Below are 19,718 nucleotides of genomic sequence, written 5' to 3' on the forward strand. Positions count from 1 at the left end.
CCTTTTTTTGTCTTATTAAAAATATTTTAGTACTCATATACCTGAATTTTAAAAGTTGATGGCATATCTTTAAACTGTATCATCATCTTTTCGTCACCGTTTAAGACACGTCCCGCTTTCCATTCTCCGTTAACAAATTCGCCTTCTTCAAATCGTAGTAAATCCACGTGTGTATTTTTTCCTGGTTTTGAAAAGAATTGAACCTTCATCATCGTTCCAATAACGACAAATTCATTTTCTGCAACCTCAAAAATCATACCGCCAGAAGTTGGCTTATAGGGTGCTTTCGGTGAATAAGATACGAGAATATCATATTTGTCAAAATGAAGAAGTTTACCAAAGTCATGTTCATTTCTCTTTACAAAACTCTGTAAATGACTAGTGTTTCTATATTTAAAATAAAGCGGCTTGATATTTTCGATAATAGAATAGCTCTTGGCAAGATACGCTGCGCTGCCTTCAATTTCAAATGCTGAAGGGTCAATATTTAATGCCACCATTAATTCTAGTGGTGGTTTGTCAATATTCTCCGGATTCATCAAAAGTTCTTCAATGCCAAATGGTGAGTAACAAATCGCGTTACATCCACCAACAGCATATAAGGCATAGGTAGCAGATACCGCATCTTTTCGGACCTCGGGAATGAATAGTGGATTGCCGTTCTGATAATATTGATCAAGCACATCAGGTACATATGGAACAGAAATGTCCGGTGCCAGACAAAATAGAGAAGGAGCCATTAAGTTCCACATTTTTTGCATCTTCATTACAGGTCCGCCGCTCGGATAGGTTCCTGCACGCCACGGGTATTGTTCCAACCATGCATTAGCGTAACAAGGAAGTGGATACGCGTTTTGTCCAGCCTGAGTAATTTTTTCTACTGCGGATGCAAAATAATAGGCCATAAAGTATTCTGCTGCATCATAGCCAAATGCTTCTTCCCATGTTCCAGAAACTTGGAATTCTTTCGCAACGCTGCCCGGAATTTCCTGAGAAAAAGCTTCATTTCCATTAACAGAATAATCCCGGTCAGTACCTAAAAGTCCGATTTCATTTTCAACCTGCATCACAATAACAGTATTTTCTTCTGAATCAATAGATTTAATAAAATTCATTAAATGATAAAAAGCATTTGCATCCTTCTCAACTGCAGCTTCACATAATGGAGATATGGTATTTATTGCTTCGCCGGTTGCCTTACAGGCACGGAAGTAAGCTTTTGTATCTTGTTTCATCCAGTGTGGTACATATTTAGATTCTGAATTTTTCCATAAGCCAAACCAGAGAAAAATTAGATGCATGTTGTTTTCACGCGCTTGGTTGATCAGTCCTTCAACGAGGCTAAAGTCAAATTGATTTTCTTCAGGCTCGATCAATTCCCAGTAAACAGGAACAATGACGGAATTCATATTTAATGTTGTTATATTTGGCCAAACATTTTTTTCCATATATTCGAGGCTAGAGGCACTCGAATTACGGATTTCTCCCGCTAAAGCAATAAAGGGTTCATCATGAACATATAAAGTTGGAATAGCATTGTTCCTTTTAATATGAGGCAAAGTTGACATAATATAAGCATCCTTTCATAATAAGACTATATTAATATGATAATAAATTATGAGATCAGATAAAATCTTAAAATATTTAAGTGAATATGAATATATTAAGAAAGCGATGGTGCTTCTTTTAGCTATGAAAAAGGTTTTTTTTACAAAATATACCGAACAGAATATAAAACTTCCTTTTGTTTTATATTCTCTAGGATTAGATCATAGGCAGGAATACATTAACAGACCCACAGGCTTGCCTTTATTTCAGTGGATTCAAGCTGTCAAAGGAAGCGGTGTGCTAGAAATAGACAATAAACAGTATGTGGTGGAGGAAGGGAGTGGGATGTTACTCTTTCCCGATGTTGGTCATAAATATTACGGAGTGAACAACGAATGGGATGTTCATTTCATGTGTTTTACAGGCTATGGGGCAAAGGTTTTTTTCGAAAACATAGGAATTAAACAATCAGGTATTTATAAACAAAACGATATTGAAAAAATAGAACAATATATGGAAGAGTTAATTTTTATATTTACACGAAATAGCTCAACGGAAATATATGATTTTTCAAAAGTACTTTATGAAATCTTATTGGAAATTGCAAAATCAACCACGATACACAATGAAAAGTCTTTTCGAAATCAGAATAAGAAAGTATATCTCGTTATGGATTATATAAATGAACATTATAAAGAGCCCATTGTGTTATCAGATTTAGCAGAAGAGGTCCATTTGTCAAAGGAATATCTTTGCCAATTATTTAGAAAGATTAATGGATTTTCTATTTTTGACTATATTACAGATGTTCGTTTAGCACATGCGAAAACCTTACTCATTCAAGATAGAAGTGAGAAAATCAAGAATATAAGTAGATTGTGCGGATATGAAGATGTAAGTTATTTTGGGATGGTGTTTAAGAAAAAAGAAGGTATTACCCCAGCGAAATTCCGAGAACTGCATTAGAAGTATGGAAATGTGTAAATCTGTTAAGAATTAATGAATTGTAAAATAAGAAGTTTTATATGTAAACCCGGATAATGGGCAGTAAATATGCTCCATGTTCGGGTTTTTCTAATTTAGTGGAGTGCGCTTAGTGGATAAAAATTACACATTAATTTTTAACTATTCTTTACTATTACAAGAATGAGACCATAAAAGAAACAAAAATCTACATCTATTAGGTTAATTAAAGGAAAGGCTTAAAAGAAAACAAGGGGTATGATTAATGTAAGCGGAATCATATTTGAATACTAAAAAAAGGAGAGAAAACTGAAATGACTAATCAGGTAGGCAAAACGAAACCGAAACGGGGAGTTTCTCTTTATAGTTATGCTGGTGAATATGGTGTGACTATGAGTTTGGAAGATATGTTTGCGGAAATGCATGATATGGGTGCGAGGGGGTTAGAAATCCTAGCAAACTCACATATTGAAGGTTATCCAAATCCAAGCGAAGAATGGCTGGAGAATTGGGATCGATTGATTAAAAAATATGATATTGTTCCAGTGGAATATGGACATTGGGTAGATTCCCGTCTCTATCAGGGAAGACATCTTACCCCGGAGGAATCTTATGAAATGCTGGTTCGTGATTTTAAACTGGCCAACAGGCTCGGATTCACTGTTCTTCGTACTAAATTAGGTGTAATTGATGATGAACTTACTCCTGTAGAAAACTGGAGAGAGTTTATTAAATTGGCTCTTCCGATGGCAGAAAAATATAATGTGCGCATGTGCCCGGAGATTCATGCTCCTACTCTTCTAAAATCCAAAATGGTGGATGATTATGTTCAGCTTATTGAAGAGACTGGAACCAAACATTTTGGGCTAAACATCGACTTCGGTGTTTTTACAACCAAGACTATACCAGCCAGTGAATGGGGACCAAATGAATTTATCATGCCTGAGAGTGACCACAGCCCGGTAGAGGATATTATCCCATTGTTACCTTATGTATACTGTTGCCACGCTAAATTCGTGAAGATGTCAGATGATTTCGAAGAGATGACGATTCCATACGAAACGATCATTAATACATTGATAGAGCATAATTGGGACGGTTATATGGTAAGTGAATATGAAGGTCCAAAGAAAGATGTGCCCGGCTATGCGGTTGAACAGGTGCGGAAACACCATGTCATGATGAAAAGAATTTTGGGAGAATAGGAGAGAAATAGAATGTTAGAAAGACCATGTATACAATCGAGAGGATTTAAAAATGTAGAAAGTCATGGGAAAGTCATAGGCTTTCAGGTTAATATCAGATCTCTTTATTACCGTGGACTCTGGCTTTCTCAGCTGCGCCCGGCTACGGTTACAGTCGATGGGGAAACGTTCTCGGGTGATCAAATTACTTGGACCATCAATGATGTAACCTATACACAAGCGGAAATGGCAGAACTCGGAGATGTTCACTGGGGACTTTTAGAACCTGCGACTCTAACTGTTGCAAAAGAAGGCGGTTTGGAATCAGGCAGTCACGAAATTGAAGTTAACTATACGTATAGTTGTTCTTATTTTCCTCCAGTGGTCGATACGATTCTGGGCGGAACGCATAAGAGAACTTTGATTTTGGTTTAATTAGTACTTTCGACTGCCCGAATAGTTTAACGGAATCAGTGCCATGGTCACCAATGTTTTGAAAACAAAAATAAGAGGCGATTTATTTGAAGATTAAACAGTTAAATAATCCAATTTTACCTGGCTTTTATCCCGATCCCTCCATATGTCGGGTAGGTGATGATTTCTACATGATTACCTCAAGTTTCTCCCTATTCCCGGGGGTACCGATTTTCCATAGTACGGACCTGGCTAATTGGGAGCAGATTGGGAACATCCTAGACCGTAAGTCACAACTGCATACCACGGCAGATCATATGACAGCGGGAATCATGGCCCCAACACTTCGTTATCATGACGGTACCTTTTATATGATTACGACAAATGTAAGCGACAAGTGGAATTTTATTGTGACTGCTACTGATCCCAAGGGGCCATGGTCAGATCCGTACTGGATCGAAGGGTGTCCTGGAATCGATGCATCCTTATTTTTCGACGACGATGGGAAGGCATACATCACTGGTACGAGAGGAGAAGTCAGTCATGACGGCACTCATGGAAGTCAAGTGATCTGGATTTGTGAAATTGATCTGGTCAATATGCAACTTGTCGGTGGAAAAAAGACAATATGGGGCGGAGCCTTAACGAATTGCGCTTCACCTGAAGCTCCTCATCTTTACAAGAAGGATGGGTATTACTACTTGATGATTGCAGAGGGTGGTACGGAACACTTCCATGCAGTCACGATCGCACGCGCAAAAAATATTTTTGATTATTATGAGGGATATGCTGGAAATCCGATTTTGACCCATCGCCACCTAGGCAAACAGTATCCTATCTGTAATGTTGGCCATGCTGATTTCGTTGAACTGAAAAACGGAGAATGGTATGCTGTTATGCTTGCCTCACGCCTCATCGAAGGCTATCATAAAAACCTTGGTAGGGAAACCTTTATTGCACCAGTCGTTTGGGAGGAGGGTTGGCCGGTCATAAGCCCTGGAACGGGGAAAGTAGAATGGAGCTATCCCGCACCTGAACTCCCTGCCACTGCGCAAAAGCCTAGAGCGGTAAGGGATGATTTTGAGGGAGGAAAGCTAGGAATGGCTTGGGTATACTTCGGCACACCTTATGAAGATTTTCATACGCTCTCAGACAGCAAGTTAACTTTGAAATTGCTGCCGCGTTCCATGAGCCCGGAGTTACGTAAAATCGACTTGTCTGCAACCAAAACGGATAAGGGTGTTCCAAGTTTAAGCTTTATCGGACGCAGACAACAGCATGCAAACTTTCGGATTTCGGTTAGTATGCGATTTGATGCATTATCAGAGAATGAGACAGCAGGACTTGTCGTGATGCAGGCATCTAATCATCAATTACGGTTCGAACGGTCGATGGAAGAAGGGCAGCAAATTCTGAGGCTAATACAGTGTACCAGCGAGCTAACTGGATACCCGCACCAACCGCACTTTAAAGGAGTTACAACTGAAACAGAGCTAGCAAAAACAGTAGTCGATGGTGGAGTTATCTTTCTTAGCATAATTGCGGAGGGGCAAGATTATAGCTTTTATTATGGCAAAGTGGATGAGAGCCTCACCATACTATACGAGAATGCAGACGCGAGAAAAATAAATCCCGAAATTGTCGGCGGGATGGTGGGAACAATGCTTGGCATGTTTGCAAGTTCGAACGGACAAGAGAGTATTAACAATGCAGAATTTGATTGGTTTGACTATAACGGAACTGAACAATAACAGATCGTTGATAGAGAGATTAAAAATCATAGTTAGATTTTTAATCTCTCTATTTTTTAAAGAAGTTCCCAAAAACAAGGATAAGAATCGTACCATTAAGAGATTAAATAAGAGAAATGAAATTAGTGTAATGGCAGGTAAAATTAAATAAGTACCGCTTTAATTTTTAGAACAGGAGAAAGTGAATGCAAAGGTTTATAAAAGTAAAGATCAATATGCCGTTACTAATTCTCATGATCAACACATTTATTGCATTAGTAGGGGTTGGGCTGGCAATTCCGGTTCTTCCAAAATTTATTGTTGAGATTGGTGCCAGCGGTAAAGATATGGGGTACCTCGTAGCCGCAACAGGACTAACTCAGTTTCTTTTTTCACCTCTTGGTGGGAAGCTTTCGGATCATTATGGTCGGAAAATCATTACGATAATTGGGTTATCGATCATTGCGATATCTCAATTTATGTTTAGTGTTGGTACCGACCTCTGGATCCTCTATCTATCACGCTTCATTGGGGGAATCGGTGTTGGCTTGCTTATACCCGCTACGATGGCATATGTGGCAGATGTTACAACAATAGAAAATCGCGGGAAAGGGATGGGGTTACTGGGTGCTTCCATTTCGCTAGGTTTTGTTATTGGTCCAGGAATTGGTGGATTTCTTGCAGAGTTCGGCATACGTGTACCGTTCTATGCTTCAGCGCTCGCCGCGGCTGTCGCAATGTTCGTCTCACTATTATTATTACCTGAGTCTTTGTCAAAAGCACAACAACATGAGTTTAGAAATTCATCGTTGGAACAAAATGGAATGGTTCATGACATCAAAAGGTCTTTTAAGGTGTCTTATTTCGTACTATTACTGCTTGTATTCACCATGACATTTGGTCTCGCAAACTTTGAAACAATCTTTGGATTATATGTTAGTGAAAAGTATGAGTATACTCCTAAAGATATTTCCATCATCATGACCATTGCAGCCTTGATTGGGGTTATCATTCAGGCGCTTTTAGTAGACAAACTTCTTCAACGATTTGATGAGATTAGAGTTATTAATGTTTGTTTCTTCTTATCTGCTCTAACGATGGTTGTTATGTTACTATCTGGGAATTTTTTATTTATGTTGATGATGAATATCTTGTTTATCTTATTTACATCGATTCTCCGCCCGGCGATTAATACGTTGCTATCAAAAATGGCTGGAAGTGAACAAGGCTTCGCAGCAGGCATGAACAATGCGTATAGCAGTTTAGGTAATATTATCGGACCTTCATTAGCGGGAATTTTATTTGATGTATCCTTTAATGTTCCATTTATATTTGGTGCTGTTATTTTGTTAGGCAGTATTGTTATGTGTGTGGCATGGAATCAAAAAGCTAGACAAAATTCTGATTTTGTTTCGATTATAAGCGGGCAAAAATAAACTAGTTAAGGAGAAGATGATATGGCAATGGAAATTGGATTAAATTTATTCTCAGTATTTAAGGAACTAAACGAAGATTACTTTGGTACCTTGGAGCATGTTGCAGAAAAGGGATATAAGAATCTTGAATTGCTAACGGTGAATTTTTCTACGGGAGAGCGATATACAGATGCTTTTTCCCTTCCAGTTATCAAACAGAAATTGAAGGACTTAGGGTTGAATGCATTTTCTGCGCATGAAGGTGTTGCTCCAGGGAGCTCAATAATGGATGCTGATTGGGATCGGATTGTTGAAGAAAATGCAGCACTTGGATGTCAGTCGATTGTTTTTCCAATGGCGTTTATTTCAGACCTTGAAGACACATTGCAAACAGCAGAACATCTTAATCAAATAGGGAAGAAATGCAAAGAAGCGGGTTTAAGCTTTTATTATCATAACCATGCTCATGAATTTAGGAGAGTAGGAGAAACATCATTATTTGAACTACTTGCAGAAAATACTGATCCGGCACTCGTAAAATTTGAGTTGGACCTAGTATGGGTTATGAGAGGTGGATTTGATCCTTTGGCATTACTCGAAAAACTGGGCAGTCGCTGTGATATGATCCACCAAAAGGATTTAGGACAGCATGTAAATCCGGTTACTATATTCCCATCTTCACCTCAAGAATCAGACCTAGATACGATGAAAATTTACACAGAGATTGTAAAACCAAATGATTTTGTTAATTTAGGGACCGGTATCGTCAATTTCCAAGAGACTTACCAAAAGCTCCATCAATTAGGATTCGTTCGTTATGCCATCGTAGAAAACGAAGGACAGCTGGGGAATAAATTCACAAGTATTGCAAACGATTTAAAAATTATGGAGAAATATGTTCAGGGACTTTAAAGACTATTACATTTTTTTGTAGGAATGGTTAACCGCAAAGTTATAGATAAACTTTTGCGGTTTTTTTGAATTTTTTCAAATCTATTACCATATTCATTTGTTCGGGAGGTTTTATGAAATATCCATATGAAAGTGTAGTAGTGAATGAAGAAATACCGATGTTTATGTTGATGACGAGTGTTAAATATGTAGCGATGCACTGGCATGACAGGATTGAATTCCTATTTGTTCTGAAAGGACGAATTCATGTATTTGTCGGCAGAGATGAGTATTTTTTACAAGAAGATGACTTGCTGCTAATAAATAGTAATGAAGTTCACGGAGTAGAATCGAGTGAGGATAATAAGCTAATAGTCCTTCAAATCCCTGTCTCATTAATTAAGAAATGGTACAAAAATATTGAAAATGAAACGTTTCACTGCCAATCCTATCAACATGTGGAACAAGCAAGGTTTAATGAAATTCGGTCGTTAATTGCTCAATTGATGTTATTCTCAAGAAATAAAATGGATGGTTATGAAGTAAAAATACATTCTCTATTGTTAGATATAGTTTACAAACTTCTTTGCCATTTTAGAGTAAAGAATAATCTGCAATTATACAGAAACAGCAAGAAAGGTATAGAAAGACTTACTAGGATTACAAACTATATTCAACAAAATTTTATGCATCCACTTACATTAAATGAAATAGCAGAAAATGAACAACTAACGGTCCCTTACTTATCCAAGTATTTTCAACAGCATATGGGCCAATCCTTTGTAAAATATTTAAATGGTATTCGCTTGGAACATGCTGTCCGAACGATGCTGGAATCAGATTGGCCCATTATTCAAATCGCAATGGAGTCGGGCTTTTCTAACCTAAATACCTTTCATAAACTGTTTAAAGAAACCTTCCACTCAACTCCCTACCAATATCGAAAAAAGCAATCGAATAAAGCTATCAGTATACGACAAAAGAAAAAAGGAGTTGAAGGGTATCAATTAAACGAAGTAGAGGATTTAAACTATTTGAATAAATATTTGTTATTTTCTGAATAATAATAAAAATTGATATCATTTATATTAAAATTCTGGACGTTTTCTAGTAAATTCCTCTCTATAATAGTCAATAATAAACCGCTTTCACAAAGATAGATTCTAATAGTGAAGGAATCTTTCTAAAAGTCGGGTTATTGTTGAATAAAAATAGGGGGTAAATGAATGAGAAAATTGATTAGTATTATGTTAGTAGTTTTTTTACTGTTGATTTCAGCGTGTAGTCCGAAACAGGAAAGCTCAACAAATGAGAACTCTGAATCAGGAGACGACGTACCAGAGGTTAATATGGTATTGTTTTCAGGTTCCGTTCCTAAAGATTTAAAAATAGTTGAGGATGAAATTAACAAGCTTACTAAGGAAAAGATTAATGTAAAAATAAAATTAACACCCATTAACATTGGAAACTATGTTCAACAAACTAATTTGATGCTATCAAGCAATGAAAAAGTAGATTTAATGCTTGTTGCGTCCTTTTTTGGCTACACTTCCCAAGCTGCAAAAGGACAATTACTCCCACTGGATGATTTGGTAGACAAATATGGCTCAGATATCAAAAAGGTAATGGATAAAGATTATTTGAATGCATCAAAGGTTGCTGGAAAATTGTATGCGGTTCCAACACAACGAGATATGGCTTCAGCCAGTGGGATTATGATGCGTAAAGATTTGGTAGAGAAATATAACATTGATGTTAATAAAGTAAAAACGTTAGATGATGTAGAGTCAGTCCTGAAAACGATAAAGGATAACGAGAAAGATATACCTCCACTTGTCCCTTCTAATCCTGGACAGCAGCCAACGATGATCTATAACTGGTTCGATCGTTTAGGTGATGGTTTAGGTGTATTACCTAAATATGATAATAAATTGAAAGTAGTAAACCTGTATGAAACGGATGAATATGCAGAGTTTGTAAAGAAAATGCGGAAATGGCAAAATGAAGGACTTCTCATGAAAAATCCAGGTACCAATACTGAAACGGGCGCAAATTTAGTAAAGTCAAATGTAGGTTTTAGTTATTTAAGTCCGTTAAAACCAGGGGTAGATTCACAGGAATCTAAAAATACTCAAATGCCTATGGTTTCAGCATCACTTGGAGAACCTGTGTCGACAACATTTGGTGTAACAACGATGATGTGGGGCATTCCTCAAAGTTCCAAGATTCCAGAAGCTGCGATGAAATTTCTTAACTTAATGTATCAAGACAAAGAGTTAGTCAATTTATTAAGTTGGGGTATTGAAGGAAAGCATTATGAAAAAGTATCAGAAACCTTGGTTAAGTATCCGGAAGGCGTGGATGCAACAAACAATGGATACAATTTAAATATGAATTTCGCTATGGGTAATTCCTTCCTCTCCTATATATTTGAAGGGGATGACCCAACCCTTTGGCATCAAACGGATGAATTTAATAAAAGTGCGATTAAATCTAAGGCACTAGGTTTTAATTTTGATAGTTCACCGGTTAAAACAGAAGTTACCGCGGTTACGAATGTCGTAAATAAATATACAATCGGCTTGGAGAACGGTGTGTTAGATCCAGAAACGGAATTGCCTAAATTTATTAAAGAATTGAAGGCTGCAGGTATGGATAAGATTATTGCCGAAAAACAAAAACAATTGGATGAATGGGCTAAAACGCAAAAATGATATCCACCAAGTGGAGAGATTAAAAATCCCAATTTGATTTTTAATCTCTTTTTTTATAATGCACTTTAAACAACAAATGGGACAAAGGGGGAATAGGGATGTCAGAAGTTACGGTTAAAAACTTGCAAGCAGATGTCCAATCGCTGCCTGTGAGGAAGGTTAACACCAGACTGATGAAATTGAAAAGGGCTCTGCCGTTATTTATCATGATGCTGCCTGGATTAATTTACTTACTGATCAATAATTATTTACCGATGTTTGGTCTTATTATTGCATTTAAGGATATTAATTTTGCAAAAGGGATTCTGGCAAGTGATTGGATTGGGTTTAAAAACTTCGAATACTTGTTTAGCACAAGAGATGCTTTTGTAATTACGCGTAATACCATTCTATATAATGGTGGTTTTATTATTTTAAATACTGTTTTGGCTATCGCTGTAGCGATTATGTTGAATGAAATCAAAAATAAGCTGGCGAAAGGTTTTTATCAAAGTGTCATCCTTATGCCATTTTTGATTTCAATGGTCATTGTTAGTTATTTGGGATATGCCTTCCTTAGCGAGGATACCGGTTATCTGAACCATACTATTCTACCGTTGCTTGGGCTCGATGAAGTTTCCTGGTATTCAGAAGCCAAATATTGGCCCTATATTTTAACCTTTATCAATATGTGGAAAGGTATTGGTTTCTTGTGTGTCATTTACCTGGCAGCAATTATTGGAATCGACCAAGAATTCTATGAAGCTGCCACATTGGATGGTGCGAATAAATGGAAGCAAATTATTCATATAACTATACCATCCATTATGCCAGTTATTATCATGATGACTTTACTGGCGATTGGAAGGATTTTTTATTCAGATTTCGGTTTGTTCTATCAAGTACCAATGAATTCGGGTGCGATCTATGACACGACAAATGTTATTGATACCTACGTTTACCGTGGGTTAATGCAGCTTGGGGATATCGGAATGTCAGCAGCTGCCGGTTTGTATCAATCCGTTGTAGGTTTTATCCTTGTGTTAGTGTCGAATTATCTCGTACGTAGAAAAAGTAAAGACAATGCATTATTTTAAGCCGGAGGAGGAGCGAAATGTATAGATCAGATCGAATTACAAATTGGATTTCACATAGCTTTTTACTCATACTTGCTGCAGGGAGCATTATTCCCTTAATCCTTCTTTTATCTTCTTCCTTTTCAAGTGAAGCCTCGATCTTGAAGGAAGGATACTCCTTTTTTCCAAAAGAGTTTAGCTTTGCAGCATATGAGTACCTGCTAACTAATTCAGCAAGTATTTTACGGGCTTACGGTGTTACCATTTTCGTTACGGTATTCGGAACGTTTGTCAGCTTGGCGATGACTGCGTTTTTGGCGTATGCACTTTCTCGACGCGATTTACCGTACAGAAACTTTTTTACTTTCATTGTTTTCTTTACACTATTATTCAATGGCGGACTTGTTCCGACCTATCTCGTATTTACGCAAGTATTTGATATTAAAAATACGATTTGGGCATTAATCGTTCCAGGATTGTTAATGAACGGATTTAACGTACTTTTAATGAGAACATTTTTTATGACTTCCATCCCTGAGCCTGTTATTGAATCCGCACGAATGGATGGAGCAGGTGAATTTAGAACCTTCTTCTCCATCATCCTGCCGCTTTCATTGCCGATCTTGGCTACGATTGGGCTCCTTCAAACAATCTTTTATTGGAATGACTGGTTTAATGGACTTGTATATATCACAGAACCATCCTTATTCAGTATCCAAAACATGTTAAACAGGATGCTGTCTGACATTCAATTTTTGGCAAGCAGTAATTTAGGTACAAACACAAGTTCAGCCGCTTCGCAAATTCCTACCACAGGTGTGCGGATGGCAATTGCAGTAATTGGTATCCTGCCGATACTCATTGCTTATCCATTCTTCCAAAAGTATCTAGTAAAAGGGATTGCTTTGGGATCGGTTAAAGGCTGACATAAAACAGGGGAGGGCAAGCTGCCTTCCTTATTTTATTGAATAAATCTAGACCGGATTATCTTGATCGCGGCTATAGTTCTTCTTCAAAAGCCAGTTCAACACACTTTCTTGGTGAATATTCGGCTAGCCAGTCAGGTAGTGTTCCTCGTTTGTTTGATTTAGGGTCGCATTCAATTCTCACCCGTCCTTCCTTCATCCATTCCTGTAAAGTGGTAGGAAAATGACCTTCTTCAAATTGGAATACAGCAATATCACCAATCGCAGGAGGATAGGGACTTTTTCGAATGTGGTATTTCAGTTTCGTTAATACCTTCTCATAATCCATTTCAGAACAAAATTGAAACCATTGCTGAACTGTTTCGTCTTTAAATATGCAATGGGAGTAAACCGATTCAATCAGTACTAAAAGCTTAAATGCCTCTTCCTTGGTCATTGATTTTCCTCCTATAACAAGATTTTACACTCCTGAATCCACCATCAACCCGATAAGACACCGATTCTTTCTTTAATTTTTTTTTTCGTTGGCATTCTCTCCGCTTCTAGTTTTGTCCTAATGACCTTTTCGCAATACGAACGCTGCTAAATTTACGATCGTTAAGCTATTAAAGCGAATAAATCTAAAATATTATTTGTATTAAGTGACATAAACGCTAAACTTATTCGACTAATTTATGAGTATAAAAATTGGAGGACAAATGGAGTTGACCAGCGGATGAATAGTAACATAATTTCGGAATGGTTTTACTTGTACAATAAAGATATATACCATTATTTGGTTTATTACATCGGGTCGAGTGATGTAGAAGATTTGGTGCAGGAAGTTTTTATTCGAGCGATTAAAGGTTTTGATACTTTTCAGCAAAAAGCAAGTCCTAAAACCTGGCTTTTTTCAATTGCGCGCCATGTTGGGATTGATGAAATGAGGAAAAGGAATCGATTGAGAATGAAGGAATGGATTTCGTTCCGGGATGAGCAATCGGATAAGGAAACACCGGAGAAAATTCTCCAACTCAATGAAAATAATAAATTACTATATCAAGCAATACAATCATTAAAAGCAAATTATCGAGATGTAATCATTCTTAGAGGGATTAAAGAACTCTCTGTATCTGAAACAGCCTCGGTATTAAATTGGAATGAAAATAAGGTTCGAACAACCTATCATCGTGCGTTAAAGACATTACAAAAAAATATAGGAGGAATTTCTCTATGAAAGATAATGAAAAGTTTTATGAACTAGAGAAAAAAATTCGATCATTGCCAAAACCAGATTATGATAAAAACTTTACTAAGAATACACAAGATATCATCCATGAAAACCTAATCCAATTTGCCCGTTCTTATGATAAGAAGAAAAAGAGAACTGGAATAATGAAAAAGATCTCATTAGGTTTAGCCAGTATCGCTGCCTTGGTGTTATTCGCCATTCTTATAATCCCGATAATAAATCTTGATTCAAATCTACAAGGGCAGCAAGGTAAAGGAGAACCTACAGTAGATAGCAACAATGATAATGAAGAAATAGATCAGAATGAATCTGAAGAAAACCTTTATGAAAACGAAGAATATGGATTTACCTTTACGTTACCCGAAAGTTGGGAGGGCTATCAGATTGTATCGGATTCGTGGGAAGGTATAGGTGCTGATCAACAACAAATGGAAAATGGTCAAATCCTATTAATAAGACATCCTGAATGGACAGAGGATAAACCAAGACAAGATATTCCGATAATGATTTTTACTCTTAAACAATGGTCCTCACTTGAAAAGGGGGAATTTCATATTGGTGCAGCACCGATTGGACCAACAATGCTAACCCAAAATAATGAATATGTTTTCGCACTTCCAGCTAGATATAACTTTGCATTTCTAGAGGGCTATGAAGAAGTAGAAACCATTTTACAAAACAACCCGCTTCAACCGAAAAATGTAGTAAAGTAGCTTCATTCGCAAACATTTTTTCCAAACTTAACTTAAGCTAGATTATGTTAAAATGATAATACTAACTTGGAAAATGAGGGATTGTCTTGAATAAAGTAAATAACATTTATTGCGTTGGTCGAAACTATGCTGCACATGCCAAAGAATTACAAAATGAAGTGCCGACTTCTCCCATGCTATTTTCCAAACCTACTCATGCTCTTATAGAAGCTGCTGGTCAGGAAATTTCACTCCCTAGTAACCGAGGATCTATTCATTTTGAAACCGAAATTGTTATTAGGATGGGAAAACCATATGAAAAGGGGATAAAAGTAGACGATATAGTAGAAAGTATCGCAATCGGTATCGATTTTACACTAAGGGATGTCCAGAGTGAACTCAAGAAAAAAGGACATCCATGGCTGTTAGCAAAAGGTTTCCCAAACTCAGCGATTGTCAGCAAATATATTCCCTTTCCAGGGATAGAAGAAATGAAGCAGAATGACTTTTCCTTAATTAAAAATGAAGAAAAGGTGCAGCAAGGTAATATCACTAATATGATTTTTGATTTACAGACCATTATCGATTTCACAGCCCTAAACTTTGGATTAGGAGAAGGGGATTTAATCTTTACGGGAACCCCTGAAGGTGTCGGTCCCGTTAACGACAACGATCATTTAACATTACTTTGGGGGAATTCCATCCTTGGTGAATGTTTTATCAATTTTGATTAAATTGTCGAAAAGGTTCTTAGGAATTTCTAGGGCCTTTTTTCAGTCCTAAACCTTATTTTTTTCAATAAATTTAAGAATATCATCCAATGACTGATTACGTTTTTCCGCAGTAATTAGATCAAACAAATCTCCCTCCTCTAGTATCCTTTTCTTCAGGTTGAAAATTGTGAAGTCGGACGGCTTTATGCCCGCTTCAACTTCTTCCCAAGTTAGAGGAGTAGCTACCGTTGGTTCTGATTTTGCTCTCGCCGAGTAAACCACTGGCATTGTCCTTCCTCGCCATAGCTGCAAGTAATCGAAATAAAGTTTGTTTCCTCTCTTGGAAACCACTCGTTCAAGAGTTACGTGCTGCCGCAATTTCTCACCGAAATACTGAGCAACAAAGGTATTAATCTTTCTGGTTTGTTCAAAAGTATAATCGGGTTGAATCGGTACAAAAACTTGCATGCCTGAAGAACCTGATGTGCGAGGGACCGAGATTAAACCGAGCGATTCTAGAAGTTGATTCAACTTTATTGCAACCTCCGACACAAGATCAAAGCTATTATCATCGGGAGGATCTAAATCGAATACGATTTCCAGCGGATAATCGGGTTTTTCATGGGTATCAAATGGAACGTGGAATTCGATTGCACCATAGTTCGCTGCCCAAACCAGTGTTGCCTGATCATTTAATAATATTCTTTCCTTATCTTTATAGAAAGTATGGCTGACCCATTCTGGCGCAGTTTGAGGGACTGATCTTTTTTCGATTTTCTTTCCAGTTATCCCGTGAGGATAAACCCAAATCATTAATAATCGTTCTTTGGCATGCTGTATAAGATAAGATGAAACATCAAGCAAATACTGAATATAGTCCATCTTTGTAATGCCTTGATTTTCCCAAATAACTTTCTCTGGGTGTGTAATTTCGATGTTTCGGCCATCAACCTCTATTACTTCCATACGACTGACCTCCTTTTTCCTATATATTTTCAGTGGTTCTCGTAAAAACTATGTATTATCTAATAATTGGGGTGGTTAAGCTGGAGCCGATTTTTGCAATGGAGCCTGTTAGCAGTGATATGATTCCGACAGGGGAGCAATGGATTGCACAAGTTAAATGGGATGGGGTTAGAATCCTTACCTATTTCGACACACAAGAAGTACGGCTTTATAATCGAAAAAAGAATGAACGGACCTTCCACTTTCCAGAGATTATACCCATTCATGAATACTGTTCCAGCGCATCCGTGATTTTAGATGGAGAAGTTATTGTTTTAGGGGAAGATGGAAGACCCTCTTTCCAACAAGTAATGAGACGGGATGGGTTACGGAACTTAGAACGCATAAAAATGGTTGCAGAATCTGTACCGATTATCTATATGATTTTCGACGTAATTTATTTGAATGGTGAGTGGATTCATAACAAGCCGTTTCAAGTAAGAAATGAACTACTCGCGGACATCATTACTCCTAACGATCATATTCAACTAGTTCCTTCTATCTCTGAAGCAGAAGCCTTATTTCATGCCATTAAGGAACAAGGTATGGAAGGGATCGTGATGAAAAGGCTTAGTTCACATTATTCAATTGGAAAAAAGCGGGATGACTGGCTCAAGGTAAAAAATTATCGTGATATCATCGCCGTCATCGGAGGTTTTACATTAGGGCATGATACCATAAATTCCATTCTACTCGGTCTATATGATAATAAAGGGAACCTTCATTATGTGGGTCATACAGGGACCGGGAAAATGACCGTTGTTGACTGGAAAGAACTAACGAAAGAATTAAGGGGATTGGTAATAGACCAGCATCCTTTTCACAAGACACCTCAACGTCATGCGCATGCCACCTGGGTAACACCTGTAAAAACAGTTAAGATAAAATTCGCTGAATGGACGGAAGGTGGAGCGATGAGGCAGCCAAGTATTGAGGGATTAATTGAGATTCCTCCTAAAGAATGTTTGTTGGAAAGGTCCTAATATTATAAATTGAAACGGGAAAACTGTCGACGTGAATTCGACAGTTTTCTCCATGGATTATTAACGAAAAAACCTTCCGACAGTATCGGTAAAATCATCCCAGATACCATTTCTGTTTCGTCCATTTTGAATATCGTTTGAATAGTTGTTCATTTGAGTGTAGAAATCGTTATCGTAAGAAACATAAACATTGTGAATTTTTTTATCAGCTGCCCTTACTTGGTCAGCAATCCTTTGCTCAAGACGAGTAGATACTTCTTTATAGTTGGTACCACCTGTCCCATTGTTACCATTCATATTCGTACCAGTATTACCTGTATTCGTACCTGTTCCACCAGTACCATTATTACCGGTGTTTGTGTTTGTTCCAGTTATACGATCTGTCCCAGCACCCGTATTGTTTCCGGTTATCGCACCAGTCCCAGTATTCATGTTGGGACCTGTAGTGCCTGTATTTCCAGAGTTCGTATAGTTTCCTGTAAACCCGTTTCCTACGTTCGTGTTGTTTCCTGTGCTCCCATTATTGCCAGCATTTGTGTTGGTTCCAGTAATCCCTGCATTACTAGTCCCGGTATTTTGGGTATTCCCAGCATTATTGCCGTTTCCACCCCTGTTATTCGTTGTACCTGTGCCAGTACCGGCACGATCCCCTGTAGTACCTTGCTGATTGTTTAATCGGACAGCTACATATGCGTCGTTATTACGGATGATTACATGGGCTTGACCCACTTCTCCTAATCGTTCTACATTGTTTGCCGCACGAGTTGAAACTCTTAAGTTTTGGTTCGAAACATTTCTTCCGGTAACACCATTGTTATCATTGTTTCTCATGTTGTTTCTAACGTTATTTACCCCTAAATTTGCACCGTTGTTATCATTGCCAGCATTGTGATTATCTCCAGCACAACCAGTTAAACCGATGAGAGTAGAGGTTAAAACGAAAGTAATCAAGCCTTTTTTCAAGTATTGTCAACTCCTCAAAAAATTATCTTACACTTATATCGTGGCTTATCTAAGTGGAACTATTCGAGTACATTATTGACAAAAAATAGCTTTTTAGGAAATCGGATATTTTACCTTCGTGAACAAAATGAACAAAATGGTTAAAAAGTTTTTAATGCTGTTTAAATGTATAATCTATTAAAAATTCAAAAATTTTGTAAAATTAAGAAAACGTTTACAAGGGGGAATTGAAATGTTTTCTATGAAAAAAATATCAGCAGTTATGGTTGCAGGAGCATTAGCCTTAAGCCTTGGTGCATGCAGCAGCAGTAATGAAACAGCAAGCCCAGGAAAGAAGGAAGAAGCTACTGGCTATCCAACGAAGGCGATTACAGTTGTCGCACCATCAGGGGCAGGGGGCGGCTGGGATTTAACCGCTCGAGCGTTTACGAAAGTGCTGGGTGAAACGAAGATCGTTGAACAGCCTTTGACGGTAGAGAATAAGCCTGGTGGCGGCGGTGCTGTCTTCATGGCAGAATACGCTACCCAGCAGGTTGAAAATAATGACATGCTCTTTGTCAATTCACCACCGATTGTTATTAACAACCTGAAAAAAGAAGGAAACAGTCCATACGGCTACAAAAATACAACACCATTGGCGCAGCTTACAAAAGATTTCGGTGCAATAGTTGTAAAAGCCGATTCCAAATTTACAGACCTAAAATCAGTTTTGGAAGAGGTAAAGAAAGATCCTAGTAAACTTACCTTTGCAGGTGGATCCGCACCAGGTTCCATGGACCATTTAATTTCCATTTTACCTGCTTATAAATATGGCGTGGACCCAACAAAAGTTAAATACGTTTCCTATGATGGCGGCGGTGAAGCAATTACGGCACTACTCGGCGGTAACGCAGATGTCATAGGTACTGATGCCTCAAGTGTTAAAGAATTTTTAAAGGCGGGCAAGGTGCGCGTGTTGGCGATTACCTCAACTGAGCGTTTAACGGGTGATTTTAAGGATGTTCCAACTGCTAAAGAACAGGGTGTAGATGCAGAGTTTACGATTTGGCGCGGGGTGTTTGGTCCTGAAAAAATGTCTAAAGAAGCGAAAACCTATTGGGAACAAGCAATTGATAAGCTCGTTAACTCTCCTGAATGGAAAAAAGAAGTTGAGACGCAAGGCTGGGAATTGGAGTATAAAAACAGTTCTGATTTCAAAAAGTTTTTAGAAGAGCAAGAAAGCCAAGTCCAACAATTATTAACAGCATTAGGAATGCAAAAGTAAAACATGAGGGAAGGAGTTAACTTTCTC

Annotated in this window: 19 protein-coding genes; 15 read left to right on the forward strand and 4 right to left on the reverse strand. The window is 37.7% G+C overall.

What is annotated here, in order from left to right; translation table 11 throughout:
- Positions 1-26: 26 nt before the first annotated feature.
- Positions 27-1,568 (reverse strand): DUF5597 domain-containing protein, encoded by a 1,542-nt coding sequence (locus F4694_RS15250; protein ID WP_179599411.1) that lies wholly within the window; start codon positions 1,566-1,568, stop codon positions 27-29.
- Between the two features lie 49 nt (positions 1,569-1,617).
- Here F4694_RS15250 and F4694_RS15255 point away from each other — a divergent pair, with 49 nt between their 5' ends.
- From F4694_RS15255 to F4694_RS15300, 10 genes are all read left to right on the forward strand, one after another.
- Entirely contained in the window at positions 1,618-2,514 is an 897-nt protein-coding gene (locus tag F4694_RS15255; RefSeq protein ID WP_179599413.1) for an AraC family transcriptional regulator, read from the forward strand.
- 311 nt (positions 2,515-2,825) lie between these two features.
- Entirely contained in the window at positions 2,826-3,716 is an 891-nt protein-coding gene (locus F4694_RS15260; RefSeq protein ID WP_179599415.1) for a sugar phosphate isomerase/epimerase family protein, read from the forward strand.
- Between the two features lie 12 nt (positions 3,717-3,728).
- On the forward strand, positions 3,729-4,130 hold the full coding sequence (locus tag F4694_RS15265; protein WP_179599417.1) for a C-glycoside deglycosidase beta subunit domain-containing protein: 402 nt from the start codon (positions 3,729-3,731) through the stop codon (positions 4,128-4,130).
- A gap of 86 nt (positions 4,131-4,216) precedes the next feature.
- Positions 4,217-5,860, forward strand: a complete 1,644-nt coding sequence (locus F4694_RS15270) for a glycoside hydrolase family 43 protein (protein WP_179599419.1) — start codon at positions 4,217-4,219, stop codon at positions 5,858-5,860.
- Between the two features lie 185 nt (positions 5,861-6,045).
- Entirely contained in the window at positions 6,046-7,275 is a 1,230-nt protein-coding gene (locus F4694_RS15275; protein ID WP_179599421.1) for an MFS transporter, read from the forward strand.
- A gap of 21 nt (positions 7,276-7,296) precedes the next feature.
- Positions 7,297-8,166 (forward strand): sugar phosphate isomerase/epimerase family protein, encoded by an 870-nt coding sequence (locus tag F4694_RS15280; protein WP_179599424.1) that lies wholly within the window; start codon positions 7,297-7,299, stop codon positions 8,164-8,166.
- A 113-nt stretch (positions 8,167-8,279) separates the two neighbouring features.
- Positions 8,280-9,209: an AraC family transcriptional regulator gene (locus tag F4694_RS15285; RefSeq protein ID WP_179599426.1), complete on the forward strand. Its 930-nt coding sequence runs from the start codon at positions 8,280-8,282 to the stop codon at positions 9,207-9,209.
- A 162-nt stretch (positions 9,210-9,371) separates the two neighbouring features.
- Positions 9,372-10,859 carry an ABC transporter substrate-binding protein gene (locus F4694_RS15290; RefSeq protein ID WP_179599428.1) on the forward strand — a complete coding sequence of 496 codons (1,488 nt, stop codon included), beginning with the start codon at positions 9,372-9,374 and terminating at the stop codon, positions 10,857-10,859.
- Between the two features lie 173 nt (positions 10,860-11,032).
- Positions 11,033-11,935, forward strand: a complete 903-nt coding sequence (locus F4694_RS15295) for an ABC transporter permease (protein WP_257029264.1) — start codon at positions 11,033-11,035, stop codon at positions 11,933-11,935.
- Between the two features lie 17 nt (positions 11,936-11,952).
- The gene (locus F4694_RS15300) at positions 11,953-12,840 is read left to right on the forward strand and encodes a carbohydrate ABC transporter permease (RefSeq protein ID WP_179599430.1); all 888 of its coding nucleotides are present in this window, start codon (positions 11,953-11,955) and stop codon (positions 12,838-12,840) included.
- 73 nt (positions 12,841-12,913) lie between these two features.
- Here F4694_RS15300 and F4694_RS15305 read toward each other — a convergent pair whose 3' ends face one another.
- Positions 12,914-13,276, reverse strand: a complete 363-nt coding sequence (locus F4694_RS15305; RefSeq protein ID WP_179599432.1) for a hypothetical protein — start codon at positions 13,274-13,276, stop codon at positions 12,914-12,916.
- A gap of 279 nt (positions 13,277-13,555) precedes the next feature.
- Here F4694_RS15305 and F4694_RS15310 point away from each other — a divergent pair, with 279 nt between their 5' ends.
- The 3 genes from F4694_RS15310 (at position 13,556) to F4694_RS15320 (ending at position 15,497) form a co-directional block, all read left to right on the forward strand.
- Positions 13,556-14,056: an RNA polymerase sigma factor gene (locus F4694_RS15310; RefSeq protein WP_179599434.1), complete on the forward strand. Its 501-nt coding sequence runs from the start codon at positions 13,556-13,558 to the stop codon at positions 14,054-14,056.
- Positions 14,053-14,784, forward strand: a complete 732-nt coding sequence (locus tag F4694_RS15315; protein ID WP_179599436.1) for a hypothetical protein — start codon at positions 14,053-14,055, stop codon at positions 14,782-14,784. Before F4694_RS15310 ends, F4694_RS15315 begins: the two co-directional genes overlap by 4 nt.
- Positions 14,785-14,870: 86 nt before the next feature.
- Positions 14,871-15,497 carry a fumarylacetoacetate hydrolase family protein gene (locus F4694_RS15320; protein ID WP_179599438.1) on the forward strand — a complete coding sequence of 209 codons (627 nt, stop codon included), beginning with the start codon at positions 14,871-14,873 and terminating at the stop codon, positions 15,495-15,497.
- Between the two features lie 45 nt (positions 15,498-15,542).
- Here F4694_RS15320 and ligD read toward each other — a convergent pair whose 3' ends face one another.
- The gene (gene ligD, locus F4694_RS15325) at positions 15,543-16,442 is read right to left on the reverse strand and encodes a non-homologous end-joining DNA ligase (protein ID WP_179599440.1); all 900 of its coding nucleotides are present in this window, start codon (positions 16,440-16,442) and stop codon (positions 15,543-15,545) included.
- Positions 16,443-16,492: 50 nt separating this feature from the next.
- Between ligD and F4694_RS15330 the strand changes: the two genes are divergently transcribed.
- Positions 16,493-17,464, forward strand: a complete 972-nt coding sequence (locus F4694_RS15330) for an ATP-dependent DNA ligase (protein WP_179599442.1) — start codon at positions 16,493-16,495, stop codon at positions 17,462-17,464.
- A gap of 60 nt (positions 17,465-17,524) precedes the next feature.
- Here the strand turns inward: F4694_RS15330 and F4694_RS15335 are convergent, their stop codons facing one another.
- Positions 17,525-18,427, reverse strand: coding sequence for a YhcN/YlaJ family sporulation lipoprotein (locus F4694_RS15335; RefSeq protein WP_179599444.1), 903 nt, complete (start codon positions 18,425-18,427; stop codon positions 17,525-17,527).
- Positions 18,428-18,659: 232 nt separating this feature from the next.
- Here F4694_RS15335 and F4694_RS15340 point away from each other — a divergent pair, with 232 nt between their 5' ends.
- Entirely contained in the window at positions 18,660-19,691 is a 1,032-nt protein-coding gene (locus F4694_RS15340) for a Bug family tripartite tricarboxylate transporter substrate binding protein (RefSeq protein ID WP_179599446.1), read from the forward strand.
- Positions 19,692-19,718 lie beyond the last annotated feature (27 nt).

The organism is Neobacillus driksii (genome assembly GCF_013409995.1).
In the GTDB taxonomy this organism is placed as follows: domain Bacteria; phylum Bacillota; class Bacilli; order Bacillales; family Cytobacillaceae; genus Neobacillus; species Neobacillus driksii.

Coding starts and splice junctions, on each gene's coding strand:
- F4694_RS15250 (WP_179599411.1), bottom strand. CDS start 1,568: ATGTCAACTTTGCCTCATATTAAAAGGAACAATGCTATTCCAACTTTA.
- F4694_RS15255 (WP_179599413.1), top strand. CDS start 1,618: ATGAGATCAGATAAAATCTTAAAATATTTAAGTGAATATGAATATATT.
- F4694_RS15260 (WP_179599415.1), top strand. CDS start 2,826: ATGACTAATCAGGTAGGCAAAACGAAACCGAAACGGGGAGTTTCTCTT.
- F4694_RS15265 (WP_179599417.1), top strand. CDS start 3,729: ATGTTAGAAAGACCATGTATACAATCGAGAGGATTTAAAAATGTAGAA.
- F4694_RS15275 (WP_179599421.1), top strand. CDS start 6,046: ATGCAAAGGTTTATAAAAGTAAAGATCAATATGCCGTTACTAATTCTC.
- F4694_RS15280 (WP_179599424.1), top strand. CDS start 7,297: ATGGCAATGGAAATTGGATTAAATTTATTCTCAGTATTTAAGGAACTA.
- F4694_RS15285 (WP_179599426.1), top strand. CDS start 8,280: ATGAAATATCCATATGAAAGTGTAGTAGTGAATGAAGAAATACCGATG.
- F4694_RS15290 (WP_179599428.1), top strand. CDS start 9,372: ATGAGAAAATTGATTAGTATTATGTTAGTAGTTTTTTTACTGTTGATT.
- F4694_RS15295 (WP_257029264.1), top strand. CDS start 11,033: ATGAAATTGAAAAGGGCTCTGCCGTTATTTATCATGATGCTGCCTGGA.
- F4694_RS15300 (WP_179599430.1), top strand. CDS start 11,953: ATGTATAGATCAGATCGAATTACAAATTGGATTTCACATAGCTTTTTA.
- F4694_RS15305 (WP_179599432.1), bottom strand. CDS start 13,276: ATGACCAAGGAAGAGGCATTTAAGCTTTTAGTACTGATTGAATCGGTT.
- F4694_RS15310 (WP_179599434.1), top strand. CDS start 13,556: ATGAATAGTAACATAATTTCGGAATGGTTTTACTTGTACAATAAAGAT.
- F4694_RS15315 (WP_179599436.1), top strand. CDS start 14,053: ATGAAAGATAATGAAAAGTTTTATGAACTAGAGAAAAAAATTCGATCA.
- ligD (WP_179599440.1), bottom strand. CDS start 16,442: ATGGAAGTAATAGAGGTTGATGGCCGAAACATCGAAATTACACACCCA.
- F4694_RS15330 (WP_179599442.1), top strand. CDS start 16,493: ATGTATTATCTAATAATTGGGGTGGTTAAGCTGGAGCCGATTTTTGCA.
- F4694_RS15340 (WP_179599446.1), top strand. CDS start 18,660: ATGTTTTCTATGAAAAAAATATCAGCAGTTATGGTTGCAGGAGCATTA.